At 72.2% G+C, this 24,806-nt stretch carries 23 protein-coding genes; 15 read left to right on the forward strand and 8 right to left on the reverse strand.

What is annotated here, in order from left to right:
- The 3 genes from treZ to DSM104299_RS06215 are packed head-to-tail and all read left to right on the forward strand — an operon-like array spanning position 1 to position 5,962.
- A complete protein-coding gene (gene treZ / locus DSM104299_RS06205) occupies positions 1 to 1,773 on the forward strand; it encodes a malto-oligosyltrehalose trehalohydrolase (protein ID WP_272476419.1) in 1,773 nt (590 codons plus the stop codon).
- A complete protein-coding gene (gene glgX, locus DSM104299_RS06210; RefSeq protein ID WP_272476420.1) occupies positions 1,770 to 3,908 on the forward strand; it encodes a glycogen debranching protein GlgX in 2,139 nt (712 codons plus the stop codon). Before treZ ends, glgX begins: the two co-directional genes overlap by 4 nt.
- A complete protein-coding gene (locus DSM104299_RS06215) occupies positions 3,905 to 5,962 on the forward strand; it encodes a malto-oligosyltrehalose synthase (RefSeq protein ID WP_272476421.1) in 2,058 nt (685 codons plus the stop codon). The genes glgX and DSM104299_RS06215 overlap by 4 nt, the downstream gene beginning before the upstream one ends.
- A 463-nt stretch (positions 5,963 to 6,425) precedes the next feature.
- Here the strand turns inward: DSM104299_RS06215 and DSM104299_RS06220 are convergent, their stop codons facing one another.
- Positions 6,426 to 7,319, reverse strand: a complete 894-nt coding sequence (locus DSM104299_RS06220) for an EamA family transporter (RefSeq protein ID WP_272476422.1) — start codon at positions 7,317 to 7,319, stop codon at positions 6,426 to 6,428.
- Positions 7,320 to 7,395: 76 nt separating this feature from the next.
- Between DSM104299_RS06220 and DSM104299_RS06225 the strand changes: the two genes are divergently transcribed.
- The 4 genes from DSM104299_RS06225 (at position 7,396) to DSM104299_RS06240 (ending at position 11,630) form a co-directional block, all read left to right on the forward strand.
- Complete coding sequence (locus DSM104299_RS06225) at positions 7,396 to 8,283, forward strand: LysR family transcriptional regulator (protein WP_272476423.1); 888 nt, start codon at positions 7,396 to 7,398, stop codon at positions 8,281 to 8,283.
- Between the two features lie 142 nt (positions 8,284 to 8,425).
- On the forward strand, positions 8,426 to 9,409 hold the full coding sequence (locus tag DSM104299_RS06230; RefSeq protein ID WP_272472513.1) for a helix-turn-helix domain-containing protein: 984 nt from the start codon (positions 8,426 to 8,428) through the stop codon (positions 9,407 to 9,409).
- A gap of 93 nt (positions 9,410 to 9,502) precedes the next feature.
- Positions 9,503 to 10,369, forward strand: a complete 867-nt coding sequence (locus tag DSM104299_RS06235; RefSeq protein ID WP_272476424.1) for a FecR family protein — start codon at positions 9,503 to 9,505, stop codon at positions 10,367 to 10,369.
- 46 nt (positions 10,370 to 10,415) lie between these two features.
- A complete protein-coding gene (locus DSM104299_RS06240; RefSeq protein WP_272476425.1) occupies positions 10,416 to 11,630 on the forward strand; it encodes a glycosyltransferase family 4 protein in 1,215 nt (404 codons plus the stop codon).
- Here the strand turns inward: DSM104299_RS06240 and DSM104299_RS06245 are convergent.
- Positions 11,611 to 13,128 carry a S1 family serine peptidase gene (locus tag DSM104299_RS06245; RefSeq protein ID WP_272476426.1) on the reverse strand — a complete coding sequence of 506 codons (1,518 nt, stop codon included), beginning with the start codon at positions 13,126 to 13,128 and terminating at the stop codon, positions 11,611 to 11,613. The genes DSM104299_RS06240 and DSM104299_RS06245 overlap by 20 nt on opposite strands.
- A 115-nt stretch (positions 13,129 to 13,243) precedes the next feature.
- Here DSM104299_RS06245 and DSM104299_RS06250 point away from each other — a divergent pair, with 115 nt between their 5' ends.
- The 3 genes from DSM104299_RS06250 to DSM104299_RS06260 are packed head-to-tail and all read left to right on the forward strand — an operon-like array spanning position 13,244 to position 15,976.
- A complete protein-coding gene (locus DSM104299_RS06250; protein ID WP_272476427.1) occupies positions 13,244 to 14,245 on the forward strand; it encodes an amidohydrolase family protein in 1,002 nt (333 codons plus the stop codon).
- Positions 14,242 to 14,766 carry a cysteine dioxygenase gene (locus DSM104299_RS06255; RefSeq protein WP_272476428.1) on the forward strand — a complete coding sequence of 175 codons (525 nt, stop codon included), beginning with the start codon at positions 14,242 to 14,244 and terminating at the stop codon, positions 14,764 to 14,766. Before DSM104299_RS06250 ends, DSM104299_RS06255 begins: the two co-directional genes overlap by 4 nt.
- A gap of 19 nt (positions 14,767 to 14,785) precedes the next feature.
- On the forward strand, positions 14,786 to 15,976 hold the full coding sequence (locus tag DSM104299_RS06260; protein ID WP_272476429.1) for an NAD(P)/FAD-dependent oxidoreductase: 1,191 nt from the start codon (positions 14,786 to 14,788) through the stop codon (positions 15,974 to 15,976).
- A 116-nt stretch (positions 15,977 to 16,092) separates the two neighbouring features.
- On the opposite strand, the gene DSM104299_RS06265 is transcribed toward DSM104299_RS06260, so the two are convergent.
- Entirely contained in the window at positions 16,093 to 16,275 is a 183-nt protein-coding gene (locus DSM104299_RS06265) for a hypothetical protein (RefSeq protein ID WP_272476430.1), read from the reverse strand.
- A 71-nt stretch (positions 16,276 to 16,346) separates the two neighbouring features.
- Positions 16,347 to 17,171, reverse strand: coding sequence for a hypothetical protein (locus DSM104299_RS06270; RefSeq protein ID WP_272476431.1), 825 nt, complete (start codon positions 17,169 to 17,171; stop codon positions 16,347 to 16,349).
- Positions 17,172 to 17,252: 81 nt separating this feature from the next.
- Here DSM104299_RS06270 and DSM104299_RS06275 point away from each other — a divergent pair, with 81 nt between their 5' ends.
- From DSM104299_RS06275 to DSM104299_RS06290, 4 genes are read left to right on the forward strand one after another with little or no spacing between them, the layout of a single operon-like run.
- Entirely contained in the window at positions 17,253 to 17,777 is a 525-nt protein-coding gene (locus DSM104299_RS06275) for an RrF2 family transcriptional regulator (RefSeq protein WP_272476432.1), read from the forward strand.
- A gap of 24 nt (positions 17,778 to 17,801) precedes the next feature.
- The gene (gene sufC, locus DSM104299_RS06280; RefSeq protein ID WP_272476433.1) at positions 17,802 to 18,572 is read left to right on the forward strand and encodes a Fe-S cluster assembly ATPase SufC; all 771 of its coding nucleotides are present in this window, start codon (positions 17,802 to 17,804) and stop codon (positions 18,570 to 18,572) included.
- A 15-nt stretch (positions 18,573 to 18,587) separates the two neighbouring features.
- Entirely contained in the window at positions 18,588 to 19,799 is a 1,212-nt protein-coding gene (locus tag DSM104299_RS06285; protein WP_272476434.1) for an aminotransferase class V-fold PLP-dependent enzyme, read from the forward strand.
- Between the two features lie 13 nt (positions 19,800 to 19,812).
- A complete protein-coding gene (locus tag DSM104299_RS06290; RefSeq protein ID WP_272476435.1) occupies positions 19,813 to 20,250 on the forward strand; it encodes an iron-sulfur cluster assembly scaffold protein in 438 nt (145 codons plus the stop codon).
- On the opposite strand, the gene DSM104299_RS06295 is transcribed toward DSM104299_RS06290, so the two are convergent.
- The 3 genes from DSM104299_RS06295 to DSM104299_RS06305 are packed head-to-tail and all read right to left on the reverse strand — an operon-like array spanning position 20,247 to position 22,397.
- The gene (locus tag DSM104299_RS06295; protein WP_272476436.1) at positions 20,247 to 21,314 is read right to left on the reverse strand and encodes a hypothetical protein; all 1,068 of its coding nucleotides are present in this window, start codon (positions 21,312 to 21,314) and stop codon (positions 20,247 to 20,249) included. The genes DSM104299_RS06290 and DSM104299_RS06295 overlap by 4 nt on opposite strands.
- On the reverse strand, positions 21,311 to 21,856 hold the full coding sequence (locus DSM104299_RS06300) for an RNA polymerase sigma factor (protein ID WP_272476437.1): 546 nt from the start codon (positions 21,854 to 21,856) through the stop codon (positions 21,311 to 21,313). Before DSM104299_RS06300 ends, DSM104299_RS06295 begins: the two co-directional genes overlap by 4 nt.
- Before the next feature lie 28 nt (positions 21,857 to 21,884).
- Positions 21,885 to 22,397: a MarR family winged helix-turn-helix transcriptional regulator gene (locus DSM104299_RS06305; RefSeq protein ID WP_272476438.1), complete on the reverse strand. Its 513-nt coding sequence runs from the start codon at positions 22,395 to 22,397 to the stop codon at positions 21,885 to 21,887.
- A gap of 87 nt (positions 22,398 to 22,484) precedes the next feature.
- Here DSM104299_RS06305 and DSM104299_RS06310 point away from each other — a divergent pair, with 87 nt between their 5' ends.
- On the forward strand, positions 22,485 to 22,922 hold the full coding sequence (locus DSM104299_RS06310; RefSeq protein WP_272476439.1) for a cupin domain-containing protein: 438 nt from the start codon (positions 22,485 to 22,487) through the stop codon (positions 22,920 to 22,922).
- Between the two features lie 16 nt (positions 22,923 to 22,938).
- On the opposite strand, the gene typA is transcribed toward DSM104299_RS06310, so the two are convergent.
- A complete protein-coding gene (gene typA, locus DSM104299_RS06315) occupies positions 22,939 to 24,798 on the reverse strand; it encodes a translational GTPase TypA (protein WP_272476440.1) in 1,860 nt (619 codons plus the stop codon).
- Positions 24,799 to 24,806: the final 8 nt, after the last annotated feature.

Below are 24,806 nucleotides of genomic sequence, written 5' to 3' on the forward strand. Positions count from 1 at the left end.
TTGCCTTCCGAACTGCCCTGGGAGCGGCCGCTCGGCGCGGTCCCGCTCGGCGACGGCACCGCGCGGTTCCGCGTGTTCTCGCTCGAGCACGAGCCGACGCTGGTCGTCGGCGACGTCGCGCACGTGATGGAGTCTGAGGGGCACGGGACGTGGACGGCCGTCGTGGAGGCGGGTGCGGGCGACGACTACGTCTACGAGATGGACGGCGTCCGGCTTCCGGATCCGCACACGCGGCTGCAGCCCGCGGGGCTGCGCGGGCCGTCGCGGGTCGTCGACCCGCGGGCCTGGACCTGGGGCGACCAGGCGTGGGACGGCGTCGCGCTCGAGGACCTCGTCGTCTACGAGCTGCACGTCGGCACGTTCACCGAGGCGGGCACGTTCGACGCGGTCATCCCGCACCTGTCCGAGCTGGCGGAGCTCGGCGTCACCGCCGTCGAGCTGATGCCGATCGCCGACTTCCCGGGTCGCCGCGGCTGGGGCTACGATGGCGTCTACATCTGGGCCGCGCACGAGGCCTACGGCGGGCCGGACGGGCTGCAGCGGCTCGTCGACGCCGCGCACCGCCTCGGGATCGGCGTGATCCTCGACCTGGTGCTCAACCACGTCGGCGCGTCGGGGGAGCAGGCCATGCGCGCCTTCGGCCCGTACTTCACCGACAAGTACTCGACGTTCTGGGGCGGGGCCATCAACTACGACGACGAGTGGTCGGGGCCCGTCCGCGAATGGGCGATCCAGGCGGCGGAGATGTGGGTGCGCGACCTGCACCTGGACGGCCTGCGCCTCGACGCGATCCACGCGATCTTCGACGGCGGGGTCGAGCATCTCGTCGCGGAGCTGACGCGGCGCGTCCACGCCGAGCGCTGGCGCGCGCTGGTCATCGCCGAGTCCGGCCTGAACGACCCGAAGGTCGTCCGCGACGCCGCGGCCGGCGGCTGGGGCTGCGACGCGGCGTGGGCCGACGACGTCCACCACGCGGTCCGGACACTGGTCACCGACGAGCACGAGGGCTACTACGCGGAGTTCGGGACGATCGGGGACCTCGTGCACGCGCTGCGCGACCCCCACGTCCACGACGGCAGCTGGTCGGCGTTTCGCAAGCGGCGGTTCGGCGCGCCCGCGCACGGGTGCCCGCCGGAGCGCTTCGTCGTCTTCGACCAGAACCACGACCAGGTCGGCAACCGCGCGTTCGGCGACCGCCTGCCGCACGCGGCGCGGCCGCTCGCCGCGTTCTGCACGCTGCTGTCCCCGTACACCCCCATGTTGTTCATGGGCGAGGAGTACGGCGAGGACGCGCCGTTCCAGTTCTTCACCGATCACATCGACGAGGAGATCGCGACCGCGACGCGCGACGGACGCCGGCGGGAGTTCGCGTCGTTCGCGTCGTTCGCCGGCGAGGAGGTCCCGGACCCGCAGGCCGTCGCGACCTTCGAGGCCTCCAAGCTGACCCGCGAGGGCGACCCCGCGCTGCGCGAGCTCTACGTCGAGCTCCTGCGCGCGCGGCGGGCGCTGCCGCGCGGCCCGGTCGACGACGTGCGGGCCGACCCCGAGGCGCGCTTAGTGCGTGTCCGGCGCGGTGACTACACCTTGATCATGAACTTCTCCGACGTCGAGCAGGTGGTCCCCAGCGAGGCTGCGCGGACGCTTGTCCTCGCCACCCACGACGCCGCACGGCTGCGGGCCGACGGCCACGTGATCCTGCCGCCGCTGGCCGGTGCGCTGACCGCGGGCGTGCGCGCCGGCGATCGCGTGCCCTCGGGCGGAGGCGTCGTATGAGCCGCGAGGCGTGGCCGGGCGAGCCGTTCCCGCTCGGCCCGACCTGGGACGGGCAGGGCACCAACTTCTCGATCTTCAGCGAGAACGCCACGCGCGTGGAGCTGTGCCTGTTCGACCGCGACGGCAACGAGGAGCGCGTCGACGTGGTCGACCAGACCGCGCACAACTGGCACTGCTACGTGCCCGGCGTCGGTCCGAGCCAGCGCTACGGGTACCGTGTGCACGGGCGCTACGCGCCGCTGGAGGGCCATCGCTTCAACCCCAACAAACTGCTGATCGACCCCTACGCCAAGGCGATCGACGGCACCGTCGACTGGGACGCGGCCAACGCGCTGCCCTACACCCCGCCCGACGAGGGCGAGGCGGCGACCGACGACAGCGACCTGGAGCCCGACGACGAGGACAGCGCGCCGGCGATCCCGAAGGGCGTGGTCGTGGACGAGTCCTTCAACTGGGAGGACGACCGGCCGCCGCGGATCCCGTGGACCGAGACGGTGATCTACGAGACGCACGTCAAGGGCCTGACCAAGCGGTTTCCGAACATCCCGGAGGAGCTGCGGGGGACCTACGCGGCGCTCGCCTCCGACGAGGTTCTCGGGTACATGAAGGACTTGGGCGTGACGGCGGTCGAGCTGCTGCCCGTCCACCACATCGCCGACGAGTCGTTCCTGCACGACCACGGCCTGACCAACTACTGGGGGTACTCGACGGTTGGCTACCTCGCGCCGCACTCGCCCTACGCGGCGACCCAGGAGCCGGGGGAGAGCCTCAGGGAGTTCAAGGGGATGGTCAAGGCGCTGCACCGCGCCGGCCTGGAGGTCATCCTCGACGTCGTCTACAACCACACGGCCGAGGGCAACCACCTCGGTCCCATGTTGTCCATGAAGGGCGTGGACAACAGCGCGTACTACCGGCTGTCGCCGGACGACCCGCACTTCTACATGGACTTCACGGGGACCGGCAACACGCTGAACGCCGTGCAGCCCGCGGTCCTGCGGTTGATCATGGACTCGCTGCGCTACTTCGTCCTGGAGTGCCACGTGGACGGGTTCCGCTTCGACCTGGCGTCGGCGCTGGCCCGGCAGTTCTACGACGTCGACCGGCTCTCGACGTTCTTCGACACCATGCACCAGGACCCAGTCTTGTCACAGGTCAAGCTGATCGCCGAGCCGTGGGACGTCGGCCCGGGCGGCTACCAGGTCGGCAACTTCCCGGTGCTGTGGAGCGAGTGGAACGGGATGTACCGCGACACGATGCGCGACTTCTGGCGCGGGCAGGCGTCGGTGGCGGATTTCGCCTCGCGGTTCACGGGGTCGTCGGACCTCTACGGCGACGACGGCCGCTCGCCGTTCGCGTCCATCAACTTCATCACCGCGCACGACGGCTTCACGTTGCGGGACATGGTCTCCTACAACGACAAGCACAACGAGGCCAACCAGGAGGGCAACCGCGACGGGACCGACGACAACCGGTCCTGGAACTGCGGCGTGGAGGGCGACACCGACGACGCCGAGGTGCTCAAGCTCCGCGCCAAGCAGCAGCGGAACTTCCTGACCACGTTGATGCTGTCCCAGGGCGTCCCGATGCTGCTGGGCGGCGACGAGATCTGCCGGACCCAGGGCGGCAACAACAACGGGTGGTGTCAGGACAGCCCGATCTCCTGGTACGAGTGGGAGATCGGCGAGGACGGCCGGCAGCTCATGGAGTTCACGCGGCGGCTGATCGCGCTGCGGCGCGGCGAGCCGGTGTTCCGGCGCGCGGAGTTCCTGGCCGGCGAGCAGTCCGAGCCGGGGCTGCCCGACGTGTGGTGGTTCCGCCTGGACGGGCGGCGCATGACGCGGCGTGACTGGGACAACCACGAGCACCGCTGGCTGGGGGCGTTCCTGAACGGGGACGCGATCGGCGTGCGCGACCGCCACGGGCAGCGGGTGAGCGGCGACTCGTTCCTGATGTTGTTCAACGCGCATCACGAGGACGCGGTGTTCAAGCTCCCGGCGGCGCGGTTCGGGCGGGCGTGGAGCGTCGAGCTGACGACCGCGGCGCCGTGGATCGCGCCGGGGGCCGAGGAGTACCGGGCGCGGCGCGACTGCTACGTGACGTCACGGTCGATCACCGTGCTGCGGCGGACGTCGTGAGCCGGGTTCCCTTCCGCGCGACGTACCGGCTGCAGCTCGGGACCGATCTGGACTTCGCGGCGGCGCGGGACCTTGTTCCTTATGTCGCGGAGCTGGGCGCGTCGCATCTCTACCTGTCGCCGTCGTTCCAGGCGCGCGAGGGCTCGACGCACGGCTATGACGTGATCGACCCGGGGCGCGTCAGCGACGCGCTCGGTGGCGAGGAGGGCCTGCGCGAGCTGTCGCGGGTCGCCCGCGAGCACGGCATGGGCATCATCTTGGACATCGTCCCCAACCACATGGCGACCGACGACGGCAACCGCTTCTGGGCGGATCCGGCGTTGCGCGAGCGGTTCTTCGACGTGGATCCGGTAACCGGGCGCTGGCGGCGGTTCTTCGACATCGACGAGCTGGCCGCGGTCCGGATCGAGGATCCGGAGGTGTTCGCCGCGGTGTCCGGGTTGGCCTTGCGGTTGGTCGAGGAGGGCGTCATCGACGGGCTGCGCGTCGACCATCCGGACGGGCTCGCCGACCCGGCCGAGTACCTGCGCCGGCTGCGGGAGGGTGGCGCTTCGCATGTGTGGGTCGAGAAGATCCTGAGCTCGGCCCACCCACCCGAGGCGCTGCGCGCGGACTGGCCCGTGGAGGGGACGGTCGGCTACGAGTTCGCCAACGACGTCGCGGCGCTGTTCGTGGACCCGGCGGCCGAGGTCGTGCTGACCGAGTTGTACGTGTCGCTGGTGGGCGACGCGCGGTCGTTCGCCGCGGTGGGGGCGGAGGCCAAGCTGGAGCAGGCGACCTCTTCGTTCGCGCCCGAGGTCGATCGCCTGCGTCGCATCTGGCCCGACGCGCCGGACCTCGCCGCGGCCGTCGCGTCGCTCCCGGTCTACCGCACGTACGTCGAGCCCGCGAGCGGCCACGTCGCGGCCGCCGACCGCGAAGCTCTGGTCCACCTGCCGGACGCGCTGCGGGCCGTGCTGACCCTCGACGACCTCCGCTCCGCGCCGTCGGAGTTCGTGACCCGCTTCCAGCAGACGACACCGGCGGTGATGGCCAAGGGCGTCGAGGACACGGCGTTCTACCGCTACGTCCGGTTGTTGGCGCTCAACGAGGTCGGCGGCGATCCGGGCCGGTTCGGGATCGGGCTGGAGGAGTTCCACCGCGGGAACGCCGGGCGGCTGCCGCAGAACCTGCTGGTGTCCTCGACGCACGACACGAAGCGGACGGGCGACGTCCGGGCGCGGCTGGTGGCGTTGACGTGGATGGCCGACGAGTGGGCCGGCGCGGTGCGGTCGTGGTTCGAGGTCAACGCGGAGCTGCGCGACGCGGCGCTGAACGCCCCGACGCCCGCCGAGGAGCTGTTGGTCTACCAGACGCTGGTTGGTGCGTGGCCCATCGACGCCGAGCGGCTGGAGGCCTACCTCGAGAAGGCGCTGCGCGAGGCCAAGGTGTCGTCGAACTGGATCGTGCCGAACCTGGAGCACGAGGCGGCGGTCAAGGCCTTCGCCGTCGCGTTGTTGGACCATGGCCCGTTCCGGTACGGCTTCGACGTGATCGCCTCGCGCGTGGAGGAGATCGGGGCGCGGGTGTCGCTCGCGCAGACGCTGTTGAAGCTGACCGTGCCCGGCCTGCCCGACACCTACCAGGGCGACGAGCTCTGGAAGCTCGCCCTGGTCGACCCCGACAACCGCCGCCCCGTCGACTGGCCGGCGCACGCCGCGTTGTTGAAGGACTTGCGCGCCGGCGCACCACCGACCGGCGACACCGTCAAGTTGCACGTGACCGCCGCGGCGCTGGACCTCCGCCGCCGCCGTCCGGAGGCGTTCGCGACCAACAACTACACCTCGATCGCCGCCGGCGACGACGTGATCGCCTTCCTGCGCGGCACCGACGTGCTGGTCGCCGTCGCCATCCGCGACGGCGCGACGGGCAGCGCCGGTTGGGAGCTGCCCGCCGCCGCGTCCGGCCACTGGCGCGACGTCCTGACGGGCGAGGAGTACGACCTGCCGGACGGAGCATCCCTGGGCGGGATCGTCGGGCCGGCGTCACGGGCGCTGCTGGAACGCATCGGCTGACGGGCCACCATTCCGCTGGCGGCGCCGCTGCCTCTGGCGGTTGTCGCCGTCTCGCCGCGGCCGCTTTCGCACCCCTCCACTCCGCTCCCGCTCGCTCCACCGCGAGGTGACGCGTTGCGATCGCCAGGTGCTGCGCTCGTGTCGGCCGCGATCGGCGACGACGCTCGCCGCCACCCGTCGGCCGTGTGCGTGATCCGGCAGCTTGGCCCCGGCACCCAACTTCTGACCCCGAAAGTTGGGTGCGATGGCGGCCGACCCAACGTTGGTTGAGCGCGACGACCGCCGGAGGCGGCAGCTCCGCGCTGCCCGCGGTCGAGTGCGGTTGCGGGAAGACGGCGTGGCGCGTCGGCCGCCCAGCACGTGGGAGGTGGAGGGGTGCGAAGGCAGCGGCGGGGAGCGGGCGAACGGCGAGGCCGACGGCGTTCGCTGGGCCAGGGGAGTCGAGGCGCGTGACGCGAGGGTGTCAGGCGGTCGACGGGGTTGGCACCGGCGTCGGCGCGCGAGCGGGCATGGATCGCGTCGACACCGCCACGCCCGCGATCACCAGGCAGGCCGCGACGATCTGGGGCGGGCCGAGCGGTTCGCCGAGGAGCAGGGCGGAGAAGCCGAGGCCGAAGGGTGGGACGAGGAGGGCGAAGGAGGCGACTTGGCCGGCGGGGTAGGTGCGCATCAGCCAGGACCAGGCCGCGAAGCCGCCGAGGGTCGAGAAGGCGGCGATGTAGACGATGGCCCCGATGGAGCGGAGGTCGAGGCCGGTCAGCGCCGCGCCCACGGCGCCCGGGCGATCGACGAGGAAGGACAGCAACAACAGCGGCAGCGGCGGCACCAAGGAGATCCACACCATCAACGCCACGGGCTCGGCGTCGGCGGCGCGCTTCATCAGCAGGTTCGCCACCGACCAGGCCGCCGCGGCCCCGACGCACATCACCAGGCCGGCCGTCGTGACGCCGCCGCCGTTGTCGGCGGCGATCAGCGCGATGCCGAACAGCGCCGCGCCCAACCCCACCAACTGCTGCCCCGAGGGGCGCTCGCGGATCAGCGCCGCGGCCAGCAGCAGCGTGAACGGCGCCTGCGCCTGGAGCACGACCGACGCCAGCCCGGCCGGCATCCCCACGTCCATCGACGTGAACAGCAACCCGAACTTGACGACGCCGAGCGCGACGCCGATCCCCACGATCAGCCGCCACGGGAGCGGCGGCCGGCGGACGAAGAAGCACAGCGGCACCCCGACGAGCGCGAAGCGCAAGGCGCACAGCAACAGCGGCGGGACCGCTTCCAACCCCACGTCGATGACGACGAAGTTCAGTCCCCAGGTCGCGGCGACGGCGACGGCGAGCAACGCGTGGCGCAGAGGCATCTCCCGACAACGTTCACCGCTCCGACACTTCAGGACAAGCGAACGCTTCTTCCTCAACCCGTAAGCTGTGCTTCACATGCCGCTCGACGTCAAGCGCCTCCGCGTCCTCCGCGAGCTCGCCGAGCGCGGCACTGTCGCCGCGACCGCCGAGGCGCTCGCGTTCACGCCGTCCGCGGTCTCGCAGCAGCTCTCCGCGCTGGAGCGCGAGGCGGGCGTCGTCCTCCTCGAACGCGAGGGACGGCGCCTCCAGCTCACCGACGCCGGCCGCACGCTCGTCGCCCACGCCGACACCGTCCTCGCCCAGCTCGAACGCGCCGAGGCCGACCTCCACGCCGGCGCCGGCGAGATCTCCGGGACGCTGAACGTCGCGGCGTTCTCGTCGTTCGCCCGGTCGCTCCTGCCGCGCGCCGCCGCCGCGATGCTCCACCACGAGCACCTGCGGCTCCACGTCCGCGACGCGGAGCCGCAGGACAGCGTCCCGCTGCTGCGCCTCGGCGAGCTGGACGTCGTCGTCGCCCAGCGCTTCCCGTACGTCCCGCGCGACTTCGGCCCGGCCTTCCACGTCGTCGAGCTCTTCGACGACCCGCTGCATCTCGCCACCGGCCCCGGGCACCACGACGCGCCGCCGCGGTTCGCCGACCTCGCGAACCGCCCCTGGGTCGCCGGCCACCCGGGCACCAGCTGCCACGAGGTCGTCATCCACGCCTGCCACGCCGCCGGCCACGAGCCGCGGATCGTCGGCTTCAGCAACGACTTCGCGGTCGTCTCCGCGCTCGTCGCCCAAGATGTAGGCGTCGCGTTGATCCCGAAGATGGCCCACGACCAGGCGCCGCCCGAGGTCCGGCTGCGCCCGCTCGACCCGCCGCTCTCGCGCCAGGTCCTCGCGGTCGTGCGCGCCGGCGCCGAGGAGCGCCCGGCCGTCGCCGCGTTCCTGCGCGAGCTGCGCGCCGTCACGCCGGACTAGACTGAACAGACTCCATGTTCTCGCGACAGTTGTCTGTCGTTTGAGATCTATGCCTTGACCTCAGACGGGCCCGCCGAAGGCGGGCCCGTCCGGGTTGCGACTCAGGCTCCGAAGTCGCCAAACCAAGGAGTCGAGGAGTCGCATGACCAAGGATGACGTGCTGTTCGGCTATCGCCTGCAGCTGTTCTCGCTGGCCGCTGAGCGCGGAGTCTCAGAGGCCTGCCGTCTGATGGGTGTTCATCGTTCGACCTACTACCGCTGGAAGCAGCAGGTCCAGAAGTCCGGCCTCGAGATGCTGCGGCCCCGAGAACGACGCTCGCCGCAGATGCCCAACCAGCTCTCGCCGATGGTCGAACAACGGATCGTCGCCTTCGCGCTGGGCCATCCCGGGCTCGGCCCGCGGCGGATCGCTACGCGCCTGGCCCGACCGCAGTGGGGCGGGCTGATCGTCTCGCCCAACGGCGTCTACAAGACCCTGGTTCGCCACGGCCTGAACACGCGGGCTAAGCGCCTGGCGTTGGTCGCCGGCTACCGCGCTCCGTTTGAGCCGCCGCGCGAGCCCGAGCCCGAGCCCCACATCGACAGCAACCGTCCCGGCGAGCTGGTCGGCATCGACTGCTTCTTTGTCGGGCGCCTGCATGGCAGCGCCGGCCCGGTCTGGCAGATCACCGCCTGCGACACCTACAGCTCCTTTGCCTGGGCCGACCTGGTCGTCTGCCCACCGAGCGGGCCGACCGTCGAACACACCTCAAAACTCGCCCACCGCATCGCCAAAGAGCTCTCGGCCGCCGGCTGGCAACTGGAGCGGGTCCTGACCGACAACGGCAACGAATTCGGCCGGCGCGCCTTCGCCGCGGCCCTGCCCGACGGCGTCGCTCACACCCAGACCCGCTCCGGACGCCCACAGACCAACGGCCACGTCGAACGCCTACACCGCACCGTCCTGGAAGAGTGCTGGCGACCGGCCTTCGCCCGCTTCTTACAGGTCCGCTTCACCGGCCTACGCCGCCACCTCAACACCTACATCAACGAATACAACTACGAGCGAGATCACCACGGACGACACACGGCCGGGCGCTGCCCGGCCGAGCTCGTCTACGGTGCCAAAAAGATGGAGCCCCGATGAGCCACACCCGTCGGCACAACTCGGAGTCCGTTCAGACTAGACCAGTCGTCCAGACGACGGTTGAACAGGCCTCGCAAAGGCCATCATGTCGGTGTGGTCCAGCTCTCTGCACGCCGCGCGCTCGTCGCGGCGCTCGTCCTGCTCGTCTGCGGCCTCGCCGCCGGGACGGCCGTCGCCCACGACGACACCTCCCATTGGTGGAAGACCCACCACGGTCACCGCCACGGGCACGGCGGCGGTACGGACACCGGCGACGGCGCAGCGACGTCGACGACCACCGCCTCGGCGACGACGCCCACCGCGACGACGCCCGCCACCACGGCCGCGACCACCGACACCATGCCCGCCCCGCCGCCGGCGCCGCCCGCGCCCGCAGCGCCGCCCGCCACCGCGGCCGCACCCCAGCTCGGCCGCAGCGTCGCGCTCGCCGCCGCCTCCGGCACCGTCCTCGTCCGCGCGCCCGGCGGCGCGACGACGAAGCTCACCGCGGTCCAGGCCGCGCTCCCGACCGGCACCCACGTCGACACCCGCCGCGGCACCGTCGCCCTCACCAGCGCGATCGACGCCGCGGGCACGACCCAGACCGGGCGCTTCAGCGGCGGCGTCTTCGCGGTCCGCCAAAGCGGCACCTGGACCCAGCTCGTGCTCGTCGGCGGCGCGTGGAAGCGCTGCGCCGCGCCGGCGACCGCGTCCGCCGCCTACGTCGGCGCCCGCGCCATCGCGGCCGCTACCAAGAAGAAGAAGCCCATCCGCCGCCTCTGGGGCAGCGACGACCACGGGCGCTTCCAGACCCGCGGCTCCGGCTCGGTCGCGACCGTCCGCGGCACCCGCTGGCTGACCGAGGACACCTGCGCCGGGACCCGGACCACCGTCACCCAGGGCGCCGTCGCCGTCCGCGCGCTGCGCACCGGCAAGACCGTCACGGTCACCGCCGGCCACAGCCTCCTCGCCCGGCGCTGACGCGCCGCGTCGCGTCTTGGCCGGCCGGCCAATATCCTCCTGAACGGTGCCGTTCCGCGTCCTCGTCGTCTCCTGGGAGTACCCGCCGATCGTCGAGGGCGGCCTGGCGCGGGCTGTCCGCAAGCTGAGCGAGGCGCTGGTCGCCGACGAGGACGTTGAGGTCCACGTCCTCACGCGCGCCGGCGAGCACGGGCCGCTGGACGAGGTGCGCCACGGCGTGCACGTCCACCGCGTCCGCGAGCCGCACTACCCGACCGCGCTCCCGGAGTTCGTCCAGTGGGTCGGGCGGATGAACCACGACCTGCTCGAGCGGGGCCGCGCGCTGACCGACGAGCTCGCGTTCGACCTCGTCCACGGCCACGACTGGCTCGTGGCCGTCGCCGCCAAGCGCCTGGCCGACCGCGCGCAGGTCCCGTTCGTCGCGACCGTCCACGCCACCGAGCACGGCCGCCACCAGGGCTGGGTCCACAAGCCGCCGCAGTCCGACATCCACCGAACCGAGCGCTGGATGGTCCACGTCGCCGACCAGGTGCTGGTCTGCTCGCACTACATGCGCGGCCACGTCTCCGACGTGTTCGGCATCGACGAGGACCGCATCGTGGTCGCGCCCAACGGCATCGACCCCAGCGACCTGCAGCCCGTGCAGGACCTCGCCGCGCTCAGGGCGCGGTTCGCGCAGCCCGACGAGAAGCTCGTCCTGCTCGTCGGCCGCCTCGTCTACGAGAAGGGCTTCCAGCACGCGCTCGAGGCGCTGGCCGGCCCGGACGGCGTGATCGCGCGCGTCGGCGGCGTGCGCTTCCTCGTCGCCGGCTCGGGCACCCACGAGTGGGAGCTCAAGGACCAGGCGCGCCGCCTCGGACTGACCGAGCACGGCACGTTCATGGGGTGGATCGGCGACGACGTCCTGCACTCGCTCTACCGGATCGCCGACCTGACAGTGGTCCCGTCGATCTACGAGCCGTTCGGCCTGGTCGCGCTGGAGGCGATGGCGTCGGGCTGCCCGTGCATCGTCGCCGACACCGGCGGCCTGCGCGAGGTCGTCCCCAACGAGCGCGTCGGCCTGCGCTTCGAGGCCTCCGACCCGCGGTCGCTGGGCCGAATGGTCGAGCGCGTGCTGACCGACGACGCGCTGCGCGACCGGCTCGTCGCCGAGGCCTCCGAGCACGTCCTGCGCTTCGACTGGACCGACGTCGCGCGCCAGACGCACGCGGCCTACCGCTCGCTGCTCGCGCAGCGCGCGGCTACCGCGTCGTCTTCGTGACCTTGGTCGCCTTGGCCTGGCGGTGGCCGGCGACGTCGAGGCCGTAGAGCGCGAACACGTGCTTGCCGACGTGCATCCGCGGCGTCGTGATCTTGTAGGTGTTGGTCTCGGAGAGCTTCGCGGTCAGGCGCTGGACGACCGACCTGGTGCACGCCTTGCGCCTCTTCTTGACCTTGCAGATCGTCCTGTAGGACGTGGTGACGCTGCCCGACAGGCCCTTGACGCCGTCGCTCGGCGCCGGGTCGACGACCTTGACGTCGAGGAGGCACACGGTGCGCGCGCAGCGGACCTTGACCACCTTCGCGGTCGGCGCGGTGATGTCGTGCTTCTCGACCACCGGCGGCGGCAGGGGCGGCGCGGGCACGATCACCGGCGGCTGCGTCGGCGGCGGGGTGCCGCCGGTGAGCGGCAGGACCAGCACCGAGGGCGACGCGGCCTGCACCGAGCCGCGCAGGCCGGTCGCCACGACCAGGCAGCTGATCGCGTGGCCGACGTCGGAGCTGCTCAGCGCCAGCGTGTCGCCGTCGTCGACCGGCGCGCCGTCGACGCGCCACTGCACCGCGTAGGTGTAGGCGTTGGTGTACGTGCCCGGGTCGCACGTGACGGTCTGGCCGGGCTTGGCCGTGCCGGTCACCGCCGGCGCGCTCGTGAACGCCGGCGCCGAGAGCGAGTAGCCGGCGCCGCGGTTGACGAGGAAGCCGTGCAGGGACGGGGAGGCGACGCGCGCGTAGTAGCCGGGGTAGCCGGCCCACGCGCAGCCCGCGCCGCCGGTCACGATGCCGGCCAGCTTCCAGGCGCCGCCGTCGTCGACGGCCAGCGGGCCGCCGCTGTCGCCCTGGCAGGCGTCGAGGCCGGCCTCGCCGGCGCAGAGCAGCGCGGCGTCGTCGAACGGCTGGTACTCCGGGGTCGTCGAGCAGGCGCTCGTCGCGTGGACGTCGGGCGCGACCTGGAGCGTCGTCGGGATCGTCGGGTTGTCGGGGACCGGCGCGTAGGGCGAGCGCGCGGTGGTCAGGCCCCAGCCGCTGAGGCGCAGGCTCGTCACGCCGTCGACCGGGCGCCAGCCGACGTCGGTGAGGCCGATGGCCGTCAGCGTCGTGCCGTTCAGCGCCAGGGCGGTGCTGAGCGTGAGGATCGCGGCGTCGTTGGTCTGCGTCTCGGGCGAGTAGTCGGGGTCGATCGCGATCGCGCTGACGGCGCGGTCGGGGCCGACGTTGCGGTTCGTGCTCCCGGCTCGCACGGTCACCGTGTTGGGCGCGATCGGCGTGTAGTGGTCCTCGTCGTAGATGCAGTGCGCGGCGGTGACGACGTGCGTGCTGTCGAGGATCGCGCCGCCGCAGAGGTAGCCGTTGGGCAGGACGAGCGCCTGCCACGGGGCGTCGGTGCTCGTGGCGTTGTGGCCGCCGACCACGCGTGGGGTGGTCGTCATCGCGCCGGCGGAGGGGGCGATGGCCAGCACGGCGGCGAGCAGGGGTACGACAGACGCGAGAACGCGACGCATGAGTCCTTCAACGGCAATCTCGCGGCGGAACTTGAGCGGTGGGAGCGGGTTCTTCGACCGCGCGGACGTCCATAATTGCTCCAAAGTCGACTGACTTTGTGTAGAATCGCTGGCGATGGTCGATGACATGGGCACGATGGTCGCCACCGACGTTCACCAGCACCTCTGGCCTGAGGGCTTCGTCGCCGCGCTCGCGTCCCGCACGGACGCCCCGGCGGTCCGCCGTGACGGCCGCGGTTGGCTGATCAGCGTGCCCGGCGAGCCCGACAGCCCGTTCGGCCCCGCGACCCACGACCCGGTCGCGCGCGCCGCCGACCTGCGCGCCACCGGCCTGGAGCGCGCGCTGCTGTGCAACTCGACGCCGCTGGGCATCGAGGCGCTGCCCGAGGACGCGGCGCGGCCGCTGCTGGACGCCTGGCACGACGGCGTGTTCGCCGCGGGCAAGGCCTTCGGCGTCTGGGGCGCGCTGCCCGTCCACGGCGCGGTGCCGGCCGACGTCGAGGCGCTGCTGGACCGCGGCGCGGTCGGCGTGTCGCTGCCGGCGGCGCTGCTCGCCGCCCCGGACGCGATCGAGCGCATCGAGCCGCTGCTGGCCGTGCTGGAGCGCCGCGGCGCTCCGCTGCTCGTCCATCCCGGGCCGATCGCCAGCGCGCCGCGCGACGACGCCGGCCGCGGCGCCGCGTGGTGGCCGGCGCTCACGACCTACGTCTCCGACGTCCACCTCGCGTGGCACGCGTTCCTCGGGTGGGGCCGGCCGCAGCACCCGACGCTCCGCATCTGCTTCGCGATGCTCGCCGGCCTGGCACCGCTGCACGCCGAGCGCCTCGCGGTGCGCGGCGGGCCGGCCCACGCGATCAACGACCCCAACACCTTCTACGACACGTCCTCCTACGGCCCGCGCGCGATCGCGGCCATGGCCGACGTCGTCGGGCTCGACCAGCTCGTGACGGGCACGGACCGTCCCGTGGTCGACCCTCCGCTGCGACCGCCGCTCGGCCCGCGTGCCGCGGTCGCGATGTCCACCGCCAACGTCCACCGGTTGCTGGGCGAATCGCCGAAGACGCATGCATCGACCGTCGGCGTTCGCAGCGACGAATTGCACGGGAGAAGCGCATGATCCGACGTCCCCACCATGATCAAGACCTGTCGCGCGCCGAGCTCGAGCTCGCCGCCGTGGACCTCCTCGCCCGCCCCGAGGAGTGGGCCGAGCACGTCTTCCACGACCCGTCCGGCGCGCGCACCTACCACCAGCTGCACGCCGACGACCACGTCGAGGCGTGGCTGATCTGCTGGAACGACGGCAACGACACCGGCTTCCACGACCACGACCTCAGCCACGGGGCGGTCGGCGTCGCCGCCGGCCACGTGCGCGAGGAGGTCCTGACGCTCGGCGGCGACCCCGCGGTCCGCGAGGTCGGGCCGGGCGGCGTCTTCAGCTTCGACGCGACCGACATCCACCGCGTGCTGCACATCGGCGACCAGGCGGCCGTCACGCTGCACCTCTACTCGCCGCCGCTGCGCCGGATGGGCGCCTACGAGGTCCTGGCCGACGGGCGCCTCGCGCGCAGGTCGATCTCCGCCGAGCAGGAGCTGGGCGCGGAGGAGCCGGCGGTCGTGGAGGCGGTCCCCGCGGGCTGATCCGCCCTAGGATCGGTCCATGGCCGATCGCTCAGTGGACCACCTCCTGATCGGCGGCGGCATCGCCGCCGCGACGTGCGCGCAGACGCTGCGCGAGGAGGGCGCGACAGGCTCGATCCTGCTCGTCGCGCGCGAGCTCGACCCGCCCTACCACCGGCCGCCGATCACCAAGGGCTACCTGGGCGGGACCGAGACCAAGGAGGAGGGGCTGATCGACCTTCCCGAGGACGTCGAGGTCCTGACGCGCACGTCGGTCATGGCGCTGGACCTGGCCACGAAGACCGTCACGCTCTCCAACAAGGAGACCGTGGCGTACGGCACGGCGCTGCTGGCGACCGGCGCGATGGTGCGCCGCCTGCAGATCGACGGCGTCCACCTCGACGGCATCCACTACCTCCGCGCGCACGGCAACGCCGACTCGCTGATCGAGGACGCGGAGGCCGTCACGGACGTCGTCTGCGTCGGCGGCTCCTACATCGGCTGCGAGAGCGCGGCGACGCTGACGACGCTCGGCAAGCAGGTGACGGTCGTGCTGCTCGAGGAGGAGCCGATGGAGCGCGCGTTCGGCCTGCAGGTCGGCGCGTGGGTCCGCGGGGTCCTGGCCGGCCACGGGATCCAGGTCGTGAGCGACGTCGAGGTCGAGCGCTTCGAGGGCGAGGGCGACCGCGTCCAGCGCGTCGTGCTGGCCGGCGGGCGCAGCATCGATGCCGAGCTCGTCGTCGCGGGCGTCGGCGTCACGCCCGACGTGATGCTCGCGCGCAAGTCCGGATTGGAGATCGGCGAGCGCGGCGGCGTCCGGGCCGACGCCCAGCTGCGCGCTCATGGCGCCGACGGGCTCTACGTCGCCGGCGACATCGCCGAGTACGACAGCCCGGTCCACGGTGGCGCGATCGTCCGCGTCGAGCACGAGGAACACGCCGCCGCCCAGGGCCGCACCGTCGCGCGCAACATGCTCGGCGCGGCCGTCGACCACACCGAGGTGCCCTACTTCTTCTCCGACCTCGCCGACTGGGCGTCGTTCGAGTACGTCGGCCCGGCGCTGGCCTGGGACGAGGAGGTGCTCGAGGGCGACATGGCCGAGGGCGAGTTCACCGTCTGGTACGTCGCCGACGGCAAGGTCGCCGCGATGCTCAGCGCGGGCGGCCACGGAGACATCGACCGCGGCAAAGAGCTGATCGCCACCGGCGGCGCGCCGCCGACGAACAACTAGGCCGATCGTCCGGCCCGGATGTCGTGGCTGACGTCGCCGGCCCAGCGGCAGCGTGCACCCGCACGTGAAGCGGGTTGGCGACCGTCAGGCGCGCCGAGGCGGCCCGGACAATCGCCCTAGTACGTCTGCTTGGTGTCTTCGCCGCTCTCGAACAGCTCGAGGTTGTCCGCGTGCTCACCGGCGGACTGCGCGAGCGCGAAGCCGATGAGCCCGTGCAGGAGCAGCGGGAAGATCACGAAGAAGACGACCACGAGGCCGAACGAGGCCTTGAAGGCGCTGAGGGCGAGGACGGCAGTCATGCGCCGTGAATCGTACCCGGTGAGACCCGGTTTCGCCCTCTCGGCGAATACCGGCTAGGAAAGCCGAGCCCTCAGGGCGAGCGCTTTCGCGGGCAGTCGCGCGGCGCGACGCTGTCGTGGCGCGGCGGCAGCTGGATCACGCGCTCGCCGATGTTGTCGTCCTCGCGCTCCTCGACGAGGTCGCCGAGCGGATCGGCGCGGTGCACGAAGGCGAAGCAGCCCCGCAGCCCGGTGACGCTGATCCAGTTGTCGTCGTAGGTCGAAGGGTAGATGTCGGCCCAGCCGGGGGAGACGCCGAGGCGCAGCTCCTTGCGGCCGAAGGACTGGCTGCACGCCGGGTAGGCGCGGTGCTTGGGCGAGCGCGCGAAGGTCCGGACGCGCTTGAGGTCGCGGAAGCAGTACGACAGCTTCGGCCCGGTCCGCTGGAGCTTGGCGCGCGCGCCGTCGGGGTCGAGCGTCCACAGCTCGAAGCGCGCTGCCCGCCAGAACTTCCAGTAGTGGCCCTGGCCGGGGATCGCCTTCCAGTAGATCCAGCCGGCGAGCGGGAAGAAGACCGGGGCGCCGGACCGGGAGCGGACGACCTGCGTGGCCGAGGCGAAGCGGTAGGACGTCGTCCTCGGGTTGCCGCGGTGCGGCGTCCGCAGCTCGAGCGGGCCGGCGCCGACGTTGACGATGCGGTTGGTCGCCAGCAGCCGCACGACCTTGCCGACCTTGCGGACGTGGAGGTCGGACGGCGGCGCCATCCGCAGGTTCGGGCACTCCAGCGTCAGGATCGGGTCGTCGCACGGGTTGGTGTCGGCCGGCGGCTCGCCGTCCTGGCCGAGCGCGGCGGTGGGGGCGAGGGCGAGCGTGGCGGCGAGCGCGACCACGGCGGCCAGGGGACGGCGGACCGGCATGCGGGCGCGTCAGTCTGCCAGGAAGTCCAGCGTCCTCCGCCGTCAGAGCCTTCTCCGACCGGCGCGGTAGGATTAGGACCGATGATCTTCACGACCAAGGCGGAGTACGGCGTGCGGCTCCTCGTCGAGCTGGGGCGCCAGCACGACGGCGCCGGTGTTCCGGGTGGGGGGGTCCCGACGTCGCTCAAGGCGATCGCCGAGGCCGAGGCCCTGCCCCTCGCCTACCTCGAGCGGATCGTCGCCCTGCTGAAGAAGGCCGGCCTCGTCGAGGCCACCCGCGGCGCGCACGGCGGCTACCGCCTGACGCGCCAGCCCGCTGAGATCCACATGGACGAGGTCGTCCTGGCGCTCGAGGGCGGGGTCGCGCCGATGACGTGCTTCGTGGCTGAGGACGGGCAGTCCTCGCACGGTCGCGTCGTCTGCAGCCACGAGGCCGACAGCGGTCACGGCTGCGCTACGAAGCTGCTCTGGACCCGCGTCCAGGGCGGTGTCGTCAAGGCGTTGGCCCAGACCACGCTCGCCGAGCTCGTCGCCTTCTCCAACCGCACCCTCCCGACTTCGACCTCCACGCCCGTCGTGACCGGCAGCCCGGTCGCGGCGGCCTGAACACTCTCTTAGAAGGACATGAACATGGCCGCCGAACTCGAGATCCGCAACCTGCACGTCCAGGCCGGCGAGAAGCAGATCCTCAAGGGCCTGGACCTCACCGTCACCAAGGGCGAGATCCACGCGCTGATGGGGCCCAACGGCTCCGGCAAGTCGACCCTCGCCAACGCGATCATGGGCCACCCGGGCCTGGAGATCACCGAGGGCGAGATCATCTTCCGCGGTGAGGACATCACCGAGGCCGACCCCGACGAGCGCGCGCGCGCCGGGTTGTTCATGGCCTTCCAGTACCCGGTCGCGATCCCGGGTGTCACGATCACGAAGTACCTGCGCATGGTCATGAACGCTCACCGTGAGGCGCGGGGCGAGAAGGAGATCTCGCTCAAGGACTTCCGCAAGACCGTCGAGGCGGCGATGGAGCTGACGAACGTCCCGAAGGAGTTCGTCGCCCGCTACCTCAACGACGGGTTCTCCGGCGGCGAGAAGAAGCGCCTCGAGATCCTGCAGCTCGCGCTCCAGCAGCCGTCGATGGCCGTCCTGGACGAGACCGACTCCGGCCTCGACATCGACGCGCTCAACGTCGTCGCCCACGGCGTCAACACGGTCGCCAAGGAGTCCGAGATGGGCGTCCTGATCATCACCCACTACCAGCGGATCCTGCACCTCGTGCAGCCGACGCGGGTGTCGATCATGTTCAACGGGCGCATCATCAAGGAGGGCGGGCCGGAGCTCGTCACGCAGCTTGAGTCCGAGGGCTACGCGAACATCAAGGAAGCGGCGGGCGTCGGCGCGTAGGCCGGGCTGATCGCGATGGCTGCCACCGCCGGACTCGACGTTCGCTCGCAGTTCCCGACGCTCGCGCGTGAGGGCGTCGTCTACCTCGACAGCGCCGCCACGTCGCAGACGCCCGAGGCCGTGCTCGCGGCCATGGACGACTACTACCGCCACCACCGCGCCTCGGTCCACCGCGGCGTCTACCCGCTGGCCGCCGAGGCGACCGACCTGTTCGAGGGCGCGCGCACGCGCATCGCGCAGTTCGTCAACTGGGCGGCGCGCGACACCGTCTTCACGCGCAACGCATCCGAGGCGCTGAACGTCGTCGCGCACGGCTGGGGCCGGCGCCACGTGGGTCCGGGGGACAAGATCCTGGTCACGCGGATGGAGCACCACTCCAACTTCGTGCCGTGGTGGATGCTCGCCCGCGACACCGGCGCCGAGCTGGTCGAGGTGCCGCTGGACGCCGAGGGCCAGGTGGACCTCGGTGCGCTCGACGCGCTGCTGCCGGGCGCCAAGGTGCTCGCGTTCGCCCACGTGTCCAACGTGCTCGGGACGATCACGCCGGCGGCGGAGATCGCGCGGCGCGCTCGTGAGGCCGGCGTCGTGACGGTCGTCGACGGCTCGCAGGCCGTGCCGCAGATGCCGGTCGACCTGGCCGCGATCGACGCGGACTTCTACGCCTGGACCGGCCACAAGGCCTACGGGCCGACGGGCGTCGGCGTCCTGCACGGCCGCCACGACCTGCTGCTCGACACCGAGCCGCTGATCGGCGGCGGGCACATGATCTCGTCGGTGTCGTTCGAGGACGTCCGCTGGGCCGCGCCCCCCTCGCGGTTCGAGGCGGGGACGTCGGCGATCGCCGAGGTCATCGGCCTCGGCGCGGCGGTCGACTGGTTGAGCGACCTCGGCATGGAGGCGATCCGCTCCCACGAGGTCGACGTCACCGCCTATGCGCTCGAACGCCTCGGCGAGCTCGACGACGTCACGCTCCACGGGCCGCGCGACGTCGCCCAGCGCGGTGCGCTCGTCTCCTTCGCGCTGACGGGCATCCACCCGCACGACGTCTCCGAGATCATCGGCCGCCGCGGCGTCTGCGTCCGGGCCGGCCACCACTGCGCCCAGCCGCTGATGCAGCACCTCGGCGAGTCGGCCACCACCCGCGCGTCCTTCGCCGTGCACACCACCCGCGACGAGATCGACCAGCTGGTCGACGGGCTCGCGGAAGTGCGGCGGATCTTCGCCTAGCCTGGAGAGCCTGATGGACGACCTGTATCGCGAGGAGATCCTCCAGCACTACAAGCGACCCCACAACTGGGGGCCGATGGAGTCGCCGGACCTCTCCGCCGAGGACCACAACCCGCTCTGCGGCGACCAGCTCAAGGTGATGCTGAAGGTCGGCGACGACGAGCGCGTCGAGGAGATCCGCTTCGAGGGCCACGGCTGCGCGATCTCGCAGGCGAGCGCCTCGATGGCCTCCGACGAGATCGTCGGCATGCCGGTGTCCGACCTGCTCAAGCTCGACCGCGCCTTCGTGCTCGACCTGCTCGGCATCGACATCTCCGCGACCCGCATGAAGTGCGCGCTGCTGTCGCTGAAGGTCCTGAAGTCCGCCGGCCTCGGCCACGAGGTCGACTGGGAGCCGGAGACGCCGGAGGCAACCGCCCCGACGTCCCCGGCGCAGCGCGACCAGGTCTAGGGTCGGTCGCCGACCTTCGCCACGTAGCCGCCCGACAGGACGGTCCGGGTGAGGTTCGGGGTCCAGCGGTCGGGGACGTCGGGGCCGATGGACCACTGCAGGATCTCGGAGTTGTCGGGGTTGAAGATGATCACGAAGCGGTTGGCGCCGAAGAGGAACTGCTCGCCGGGGTAGTGCAGCTGGACGCCGCGGCCCTCGCGGCCTTCGTTGTCCTTGACCGTGCCGAGGTCCTTGGCGGACGGGTCGTTGCTCAGGACGTCGAGCATGGCCGCGCGCTGGGCGGGCGTGACGCGGGCGAAGCTCAGGAGGTTGAGCATCGAGTAGGTCACGTAGCTCTCGATCGGGCGCTTCGGAGCCACGCGGTTGTCCTTCCCGCGTTGCGCAGCGTCGGCCGACCACTGGTTGGTGTCGATGCCGTGGCGCAGGGCCTGAGCGATGCCGTTGCGGTCGGACGGGAGATCGGCCGGGTCGAGCTCGGCGAGTGGCCCGTCCCCGTAGGCGTAGCGCGTGTCGCGCGGCTTGAGCGAGGGGTCCGGAGTGTTGCCGTCGCGCAGCTGCAGCCAGCCCTTGCTCGCGGCGGCCCAGTCGCCGACGAACTGCTGGGTGCCCTGGGCGTAGACCTCCCGGCCCGTCCACTTCGCCCCGACCCACGCCTCCGAGTCCTGCTGCTCGCGCAGCTCGAGCGAGGCGGTGCCCTTGGTCTCGGTGTAGACGCTCGAGGTCTTCAACTTGGTGTAGCGGAACGGCGCGTCGAGGACGCTGGGCACCGGCTCGCCGGCGGCCTCGGCCGCGGCGGTGTGCAGGATCGAGACGCCGGCGCCGCCGCCGGACTTGTTGGTGGTGTCGCTTCCGGGCAGGACGGCGAGGCCGACGCCGACGGCGATCGTCGCGGTCGCCACGGCCGCCACCGGCTTCCAGGTCAGGCGCGGGCGGGCGGGTGCGGCGGGCGCGTCGGCGAGCGCGACGCGCAGGGCGTGGCGCTCGGCCGGCGTGGGCTCGTCGGCGCTCAGCGGCGCGAACAGCGCGCGGAGGTCGTCGTCGTTGTGGGTGGGTGTGGGGATCATCGGGCGTCCTCGTCGATTCGGGTGCGGACCGCGTCACGGCCTCGGGAGAGCAGGGAGCGGACCGTTCCGGGCCGGCAGCGCAGGGCGCGCGCGATGGCCGCGTCGGGCAGGTCGTGGAGGTAGCGCAGGGTCAGCGCGGCGCGCTGGCGGGGCGGGAGGCCGTCGAGGACAGCGAGCGCAACGGCGAGGTCGGCGTCGCCCGGATCGTCGTCCGGTGGGACACCGCCGCGCAGCGCGACGCGCGCCTCCTCGGCCGCGCGCCGCCGCCGCGCCTTGCCGGCCTCGCGCAGCGCGGCGCGCACGGCGATCCGGTGGACCCAGGCGTCCAAAGCGTCCGGATCGCGCAACGCGCCGCGGCGCATCACGACCTGGAGCGCGACCTCCTGGGCGACGTCGGCGGCGGCCTCGCGGTCGCCGAGCACGCCGAGCGCGGTCCGCCGCGCGACGGTCAGGGCCCGCAGCGCGAGCTCGTCCCGGCTCGCGACGGCGGCGCCGCCCGGCTTCGGCACGTCCACGACGCGGGTGGGGCTCAGCGCCGCCACGGCGGAGGAGAGGGGTTGTTCATGCCCCTTAAGAGGCGCCGACACCACCGAGATGTTGCAGCAGCTTGCGCAGGAGCCGATCGAGCTGTGCCTGCTCCCGGTCGTTCAGCCCGGCCAGCATCTCCTGCTCGTTGGCGACGTGGCGGTGGATCGCGACGTCGAGCGCCTGCACCGCGGCCGGGGTCAGCTCGACCTGGGTGGAGCGCCGGTCCGACGGATGCGGGACGCGCCGGATGAAGCCCTTGCGCTCCAGGCGGTCCAGCCGGTTGGTCAGCGTCCCGGACGACACCAGCAGCGACGCCGACAGCGCCGACGGGCTCAGCCGGAACGGCGCACCCGCGCGTCGCAGCGTGAACAGGATGTCGCCCTCGGCGAGGTCGACGCCGACCTCCGCCGCCCGAGCGGCGATCCGCGCCTCCATCGTCCGCGCGACCTCCATGATCCGCGCGGCGCGGGCCATCGTCTCGAGGTCGAGGTCGGGATGCTGGGCGGCCCATTGGCCGACGAGGGCGTCGATCTGGTCGGGCGAGCGCGGCGACATGGGGGCTAACCGTACTTCCCGACTCGCTCGGGCCCGGTTATCTTGATTTCAAGATACTTGATCTCATGATGAAAGGATCCCGCGTCGATGCCCGTCCCCGGCGACACGTTCAGCCTCACCGACCATGAGCACCTCACGGTCACCACGCTCACCGACGACCTCCTCGAGGTCGACGCGCGCTGGGACCCCAGCGACGACGAGCCGCACCCGCTGCCGCACCGCCATCCCAACCAGGACGAGCACTTCGTCGTCCTGGAGGGCGAACTGACCGCGCGGACCGACGGCGTCGAGCACGTGCTCCGCGCGGGCGACACGATCGACGTCCCGCGCGGCACGACGCACGCGATGTGGAACACGCACGCCGGCCCGACCCGCGCGACGTGGCAGGTCCGGCCGGCGCTGCGGACGGCCGAGATGTGGGCGACGCTCGACGGCCTGCGCCGCGCCGCCGGCCGGATGCCGACGCCCGAGGAGGGCGCCGCGTTCCTGGAGACCTACGCGCCCGAGTTCGAGCTGGCGCTCTAGGCGGTCGGCGCGGCGATCACTTCGGCGCCGCGCCGGCCTTGGCCCGGCGCGCCGCCTTCGTGCGCTCGTTCGGGTCCAGCATCCACTTGCGGATCCGGACCGCCTTGGGCGTGACCTCGACGCACTCGTCCTCGCGCAGCCACTCCATGGCCTGGTCGAGCGAGAGCTGGCGGGCCGGCACGAGGCGCTCGAGCTCGTCGGCGGTCGCGGAGCGCACGTTGGTCAGGTGCTTCTCGCGCACGATGTTGACGTCGAGGTCGTCGGCCCTGGCGTTCTCGCCGATGACCATGCCCGCGTAGACCTGGTCGCCGGGCGAGACGAAGAGCGAGCCGCGGTCCTGCATCTGGAAGCAGGAGTACGACGTCACGGCGCCCTGGCGGTCGGACACCAGCGCCCCGGTCGGCCGCGTGCGCAGCTCGCCGTGCCACGGCTCCATCCCGTCGCTGACGCTGTGCGCGATGCCCGTGCCGCGCGTCTCGGTGAGGAACTCGGTCCGGAACCCGATCAGGCCGCGGGCCGGGACGCGGTAGTCCATCCGGACCCAGCCGGTGCCGTGGTTGCTCATCTGCTCCAGGCGGCCCTTGCGCAGCGCGAGCATCTGCGTGACGACGCCGACGAAGTCCTCGGGCACGTCGATCGTCATGCGCTCCATCGGCTCGTGCACGGCGCCGTCGATCTCGCGCGTGACGACGCGCGGCTGGCCGACGAGCAGCTCGAAGCCCTCGCGGCGCATCGTCTCGACGAGCACCGCGAGCTGCAGCTCGCCGCGGCCCTGCACCTCCCAGGCGTCCGGCCGCTCGGTCGCCTCGACGCGGATCGACACGTTGCCGATCAGCTCCTGGTCGAGACGCGCCTGGATCTGGCGGGCCGTCAGCTTGTTGCCGTCCTTGCCCGCGAAGGGGGAGGTCGACGTCGCGATCGTCACGCCGATCGAGGGGTCGTCGACGTGCAGGACCGGCAGCGGCCGCGGGTCGTCGAGGTCGGCGAGCGTCTCGCCGATCGTGACGTCCTGCAGGCCGGCGACGGCGCAGATCTCGCCCGGGCCCGCCTCGTCGACGGGGACGCGGTGCAGGCCGTCGGTGACGAACAGCTCGGTGATCTTCGCGCGCGTGACGGTCTCCCCGTCGGCGCGGCACCAGCCGATGTCGCCCTTGCGGATCGTGCCCTGGCGCACGCGGCAGATGCCGAGGCGGCCGAGGTAGGGATCGGCGTCGAGGTTGGTGACGAGCGCCTGCGACGGGTGGTCCGGGTCGTAGGCCGGCGGCGGCACGGTCTCGACGAGCAGGTCGAGCAGCGGCTTGAGCGACTCGCCCGGCGTCGTCTGGTCCATCGACGCGGTGCCGGCGCGCGCGTTGGTGAAGACGATCGGGAACTCGAGCTGCTCCTCGGCGGCGTCGAGGTCCAGGAACAGCTCCTCGACCTCGTGGACGACCTCGTCGATCCGCGCGTCCGGGCGGTCGATCTTGTTGACCACCAACACGACCGGGAGCTTGCTCTCCAGCGCCTTGCGCAGGACGAACCGCGTCTGGGGCAGCGGGCCCTCGGAGGCGTCGACGAGCAGCAGCACGCCGTCGACCATCGTCAGCCCGCGCTCGACCTCGCCGCCGAAGTCGGCGTGGCCCGGCGTGTCGATGATGTTCAACTTGGTCGGGCCGTACTGGACCGCGGTGTTCTTCGCGAGGATCGTGATGCCGCGCTCGCGCTCCTGGTCCATCGAGTCCATGACCCGGTCGGTCAGGGCCGCCCCCTCGCGAAACGCGCCGGACTGGCGCAGCATGGCGTCGACCAGCGTGGTCTTGCCGTGGTCGACGTGGGCGATGATCGCGACGTTGCGGAGATCGTCGCGGGTGGCGGTGTTGTTGGCGCGGGAGGGCATGCGGCAGG

The sequence above is a fragment of the Baekduia alba genome (assembly GCF_028416635.1).
In the GTDB taxonomy this organism is placed as follows: domain Bacteria; phylum Actinomycetota; class Thermoleophilia; order Solirubrobacterales; family Solirubrobacteraceae; genus Baekduia; species Baekduia alba.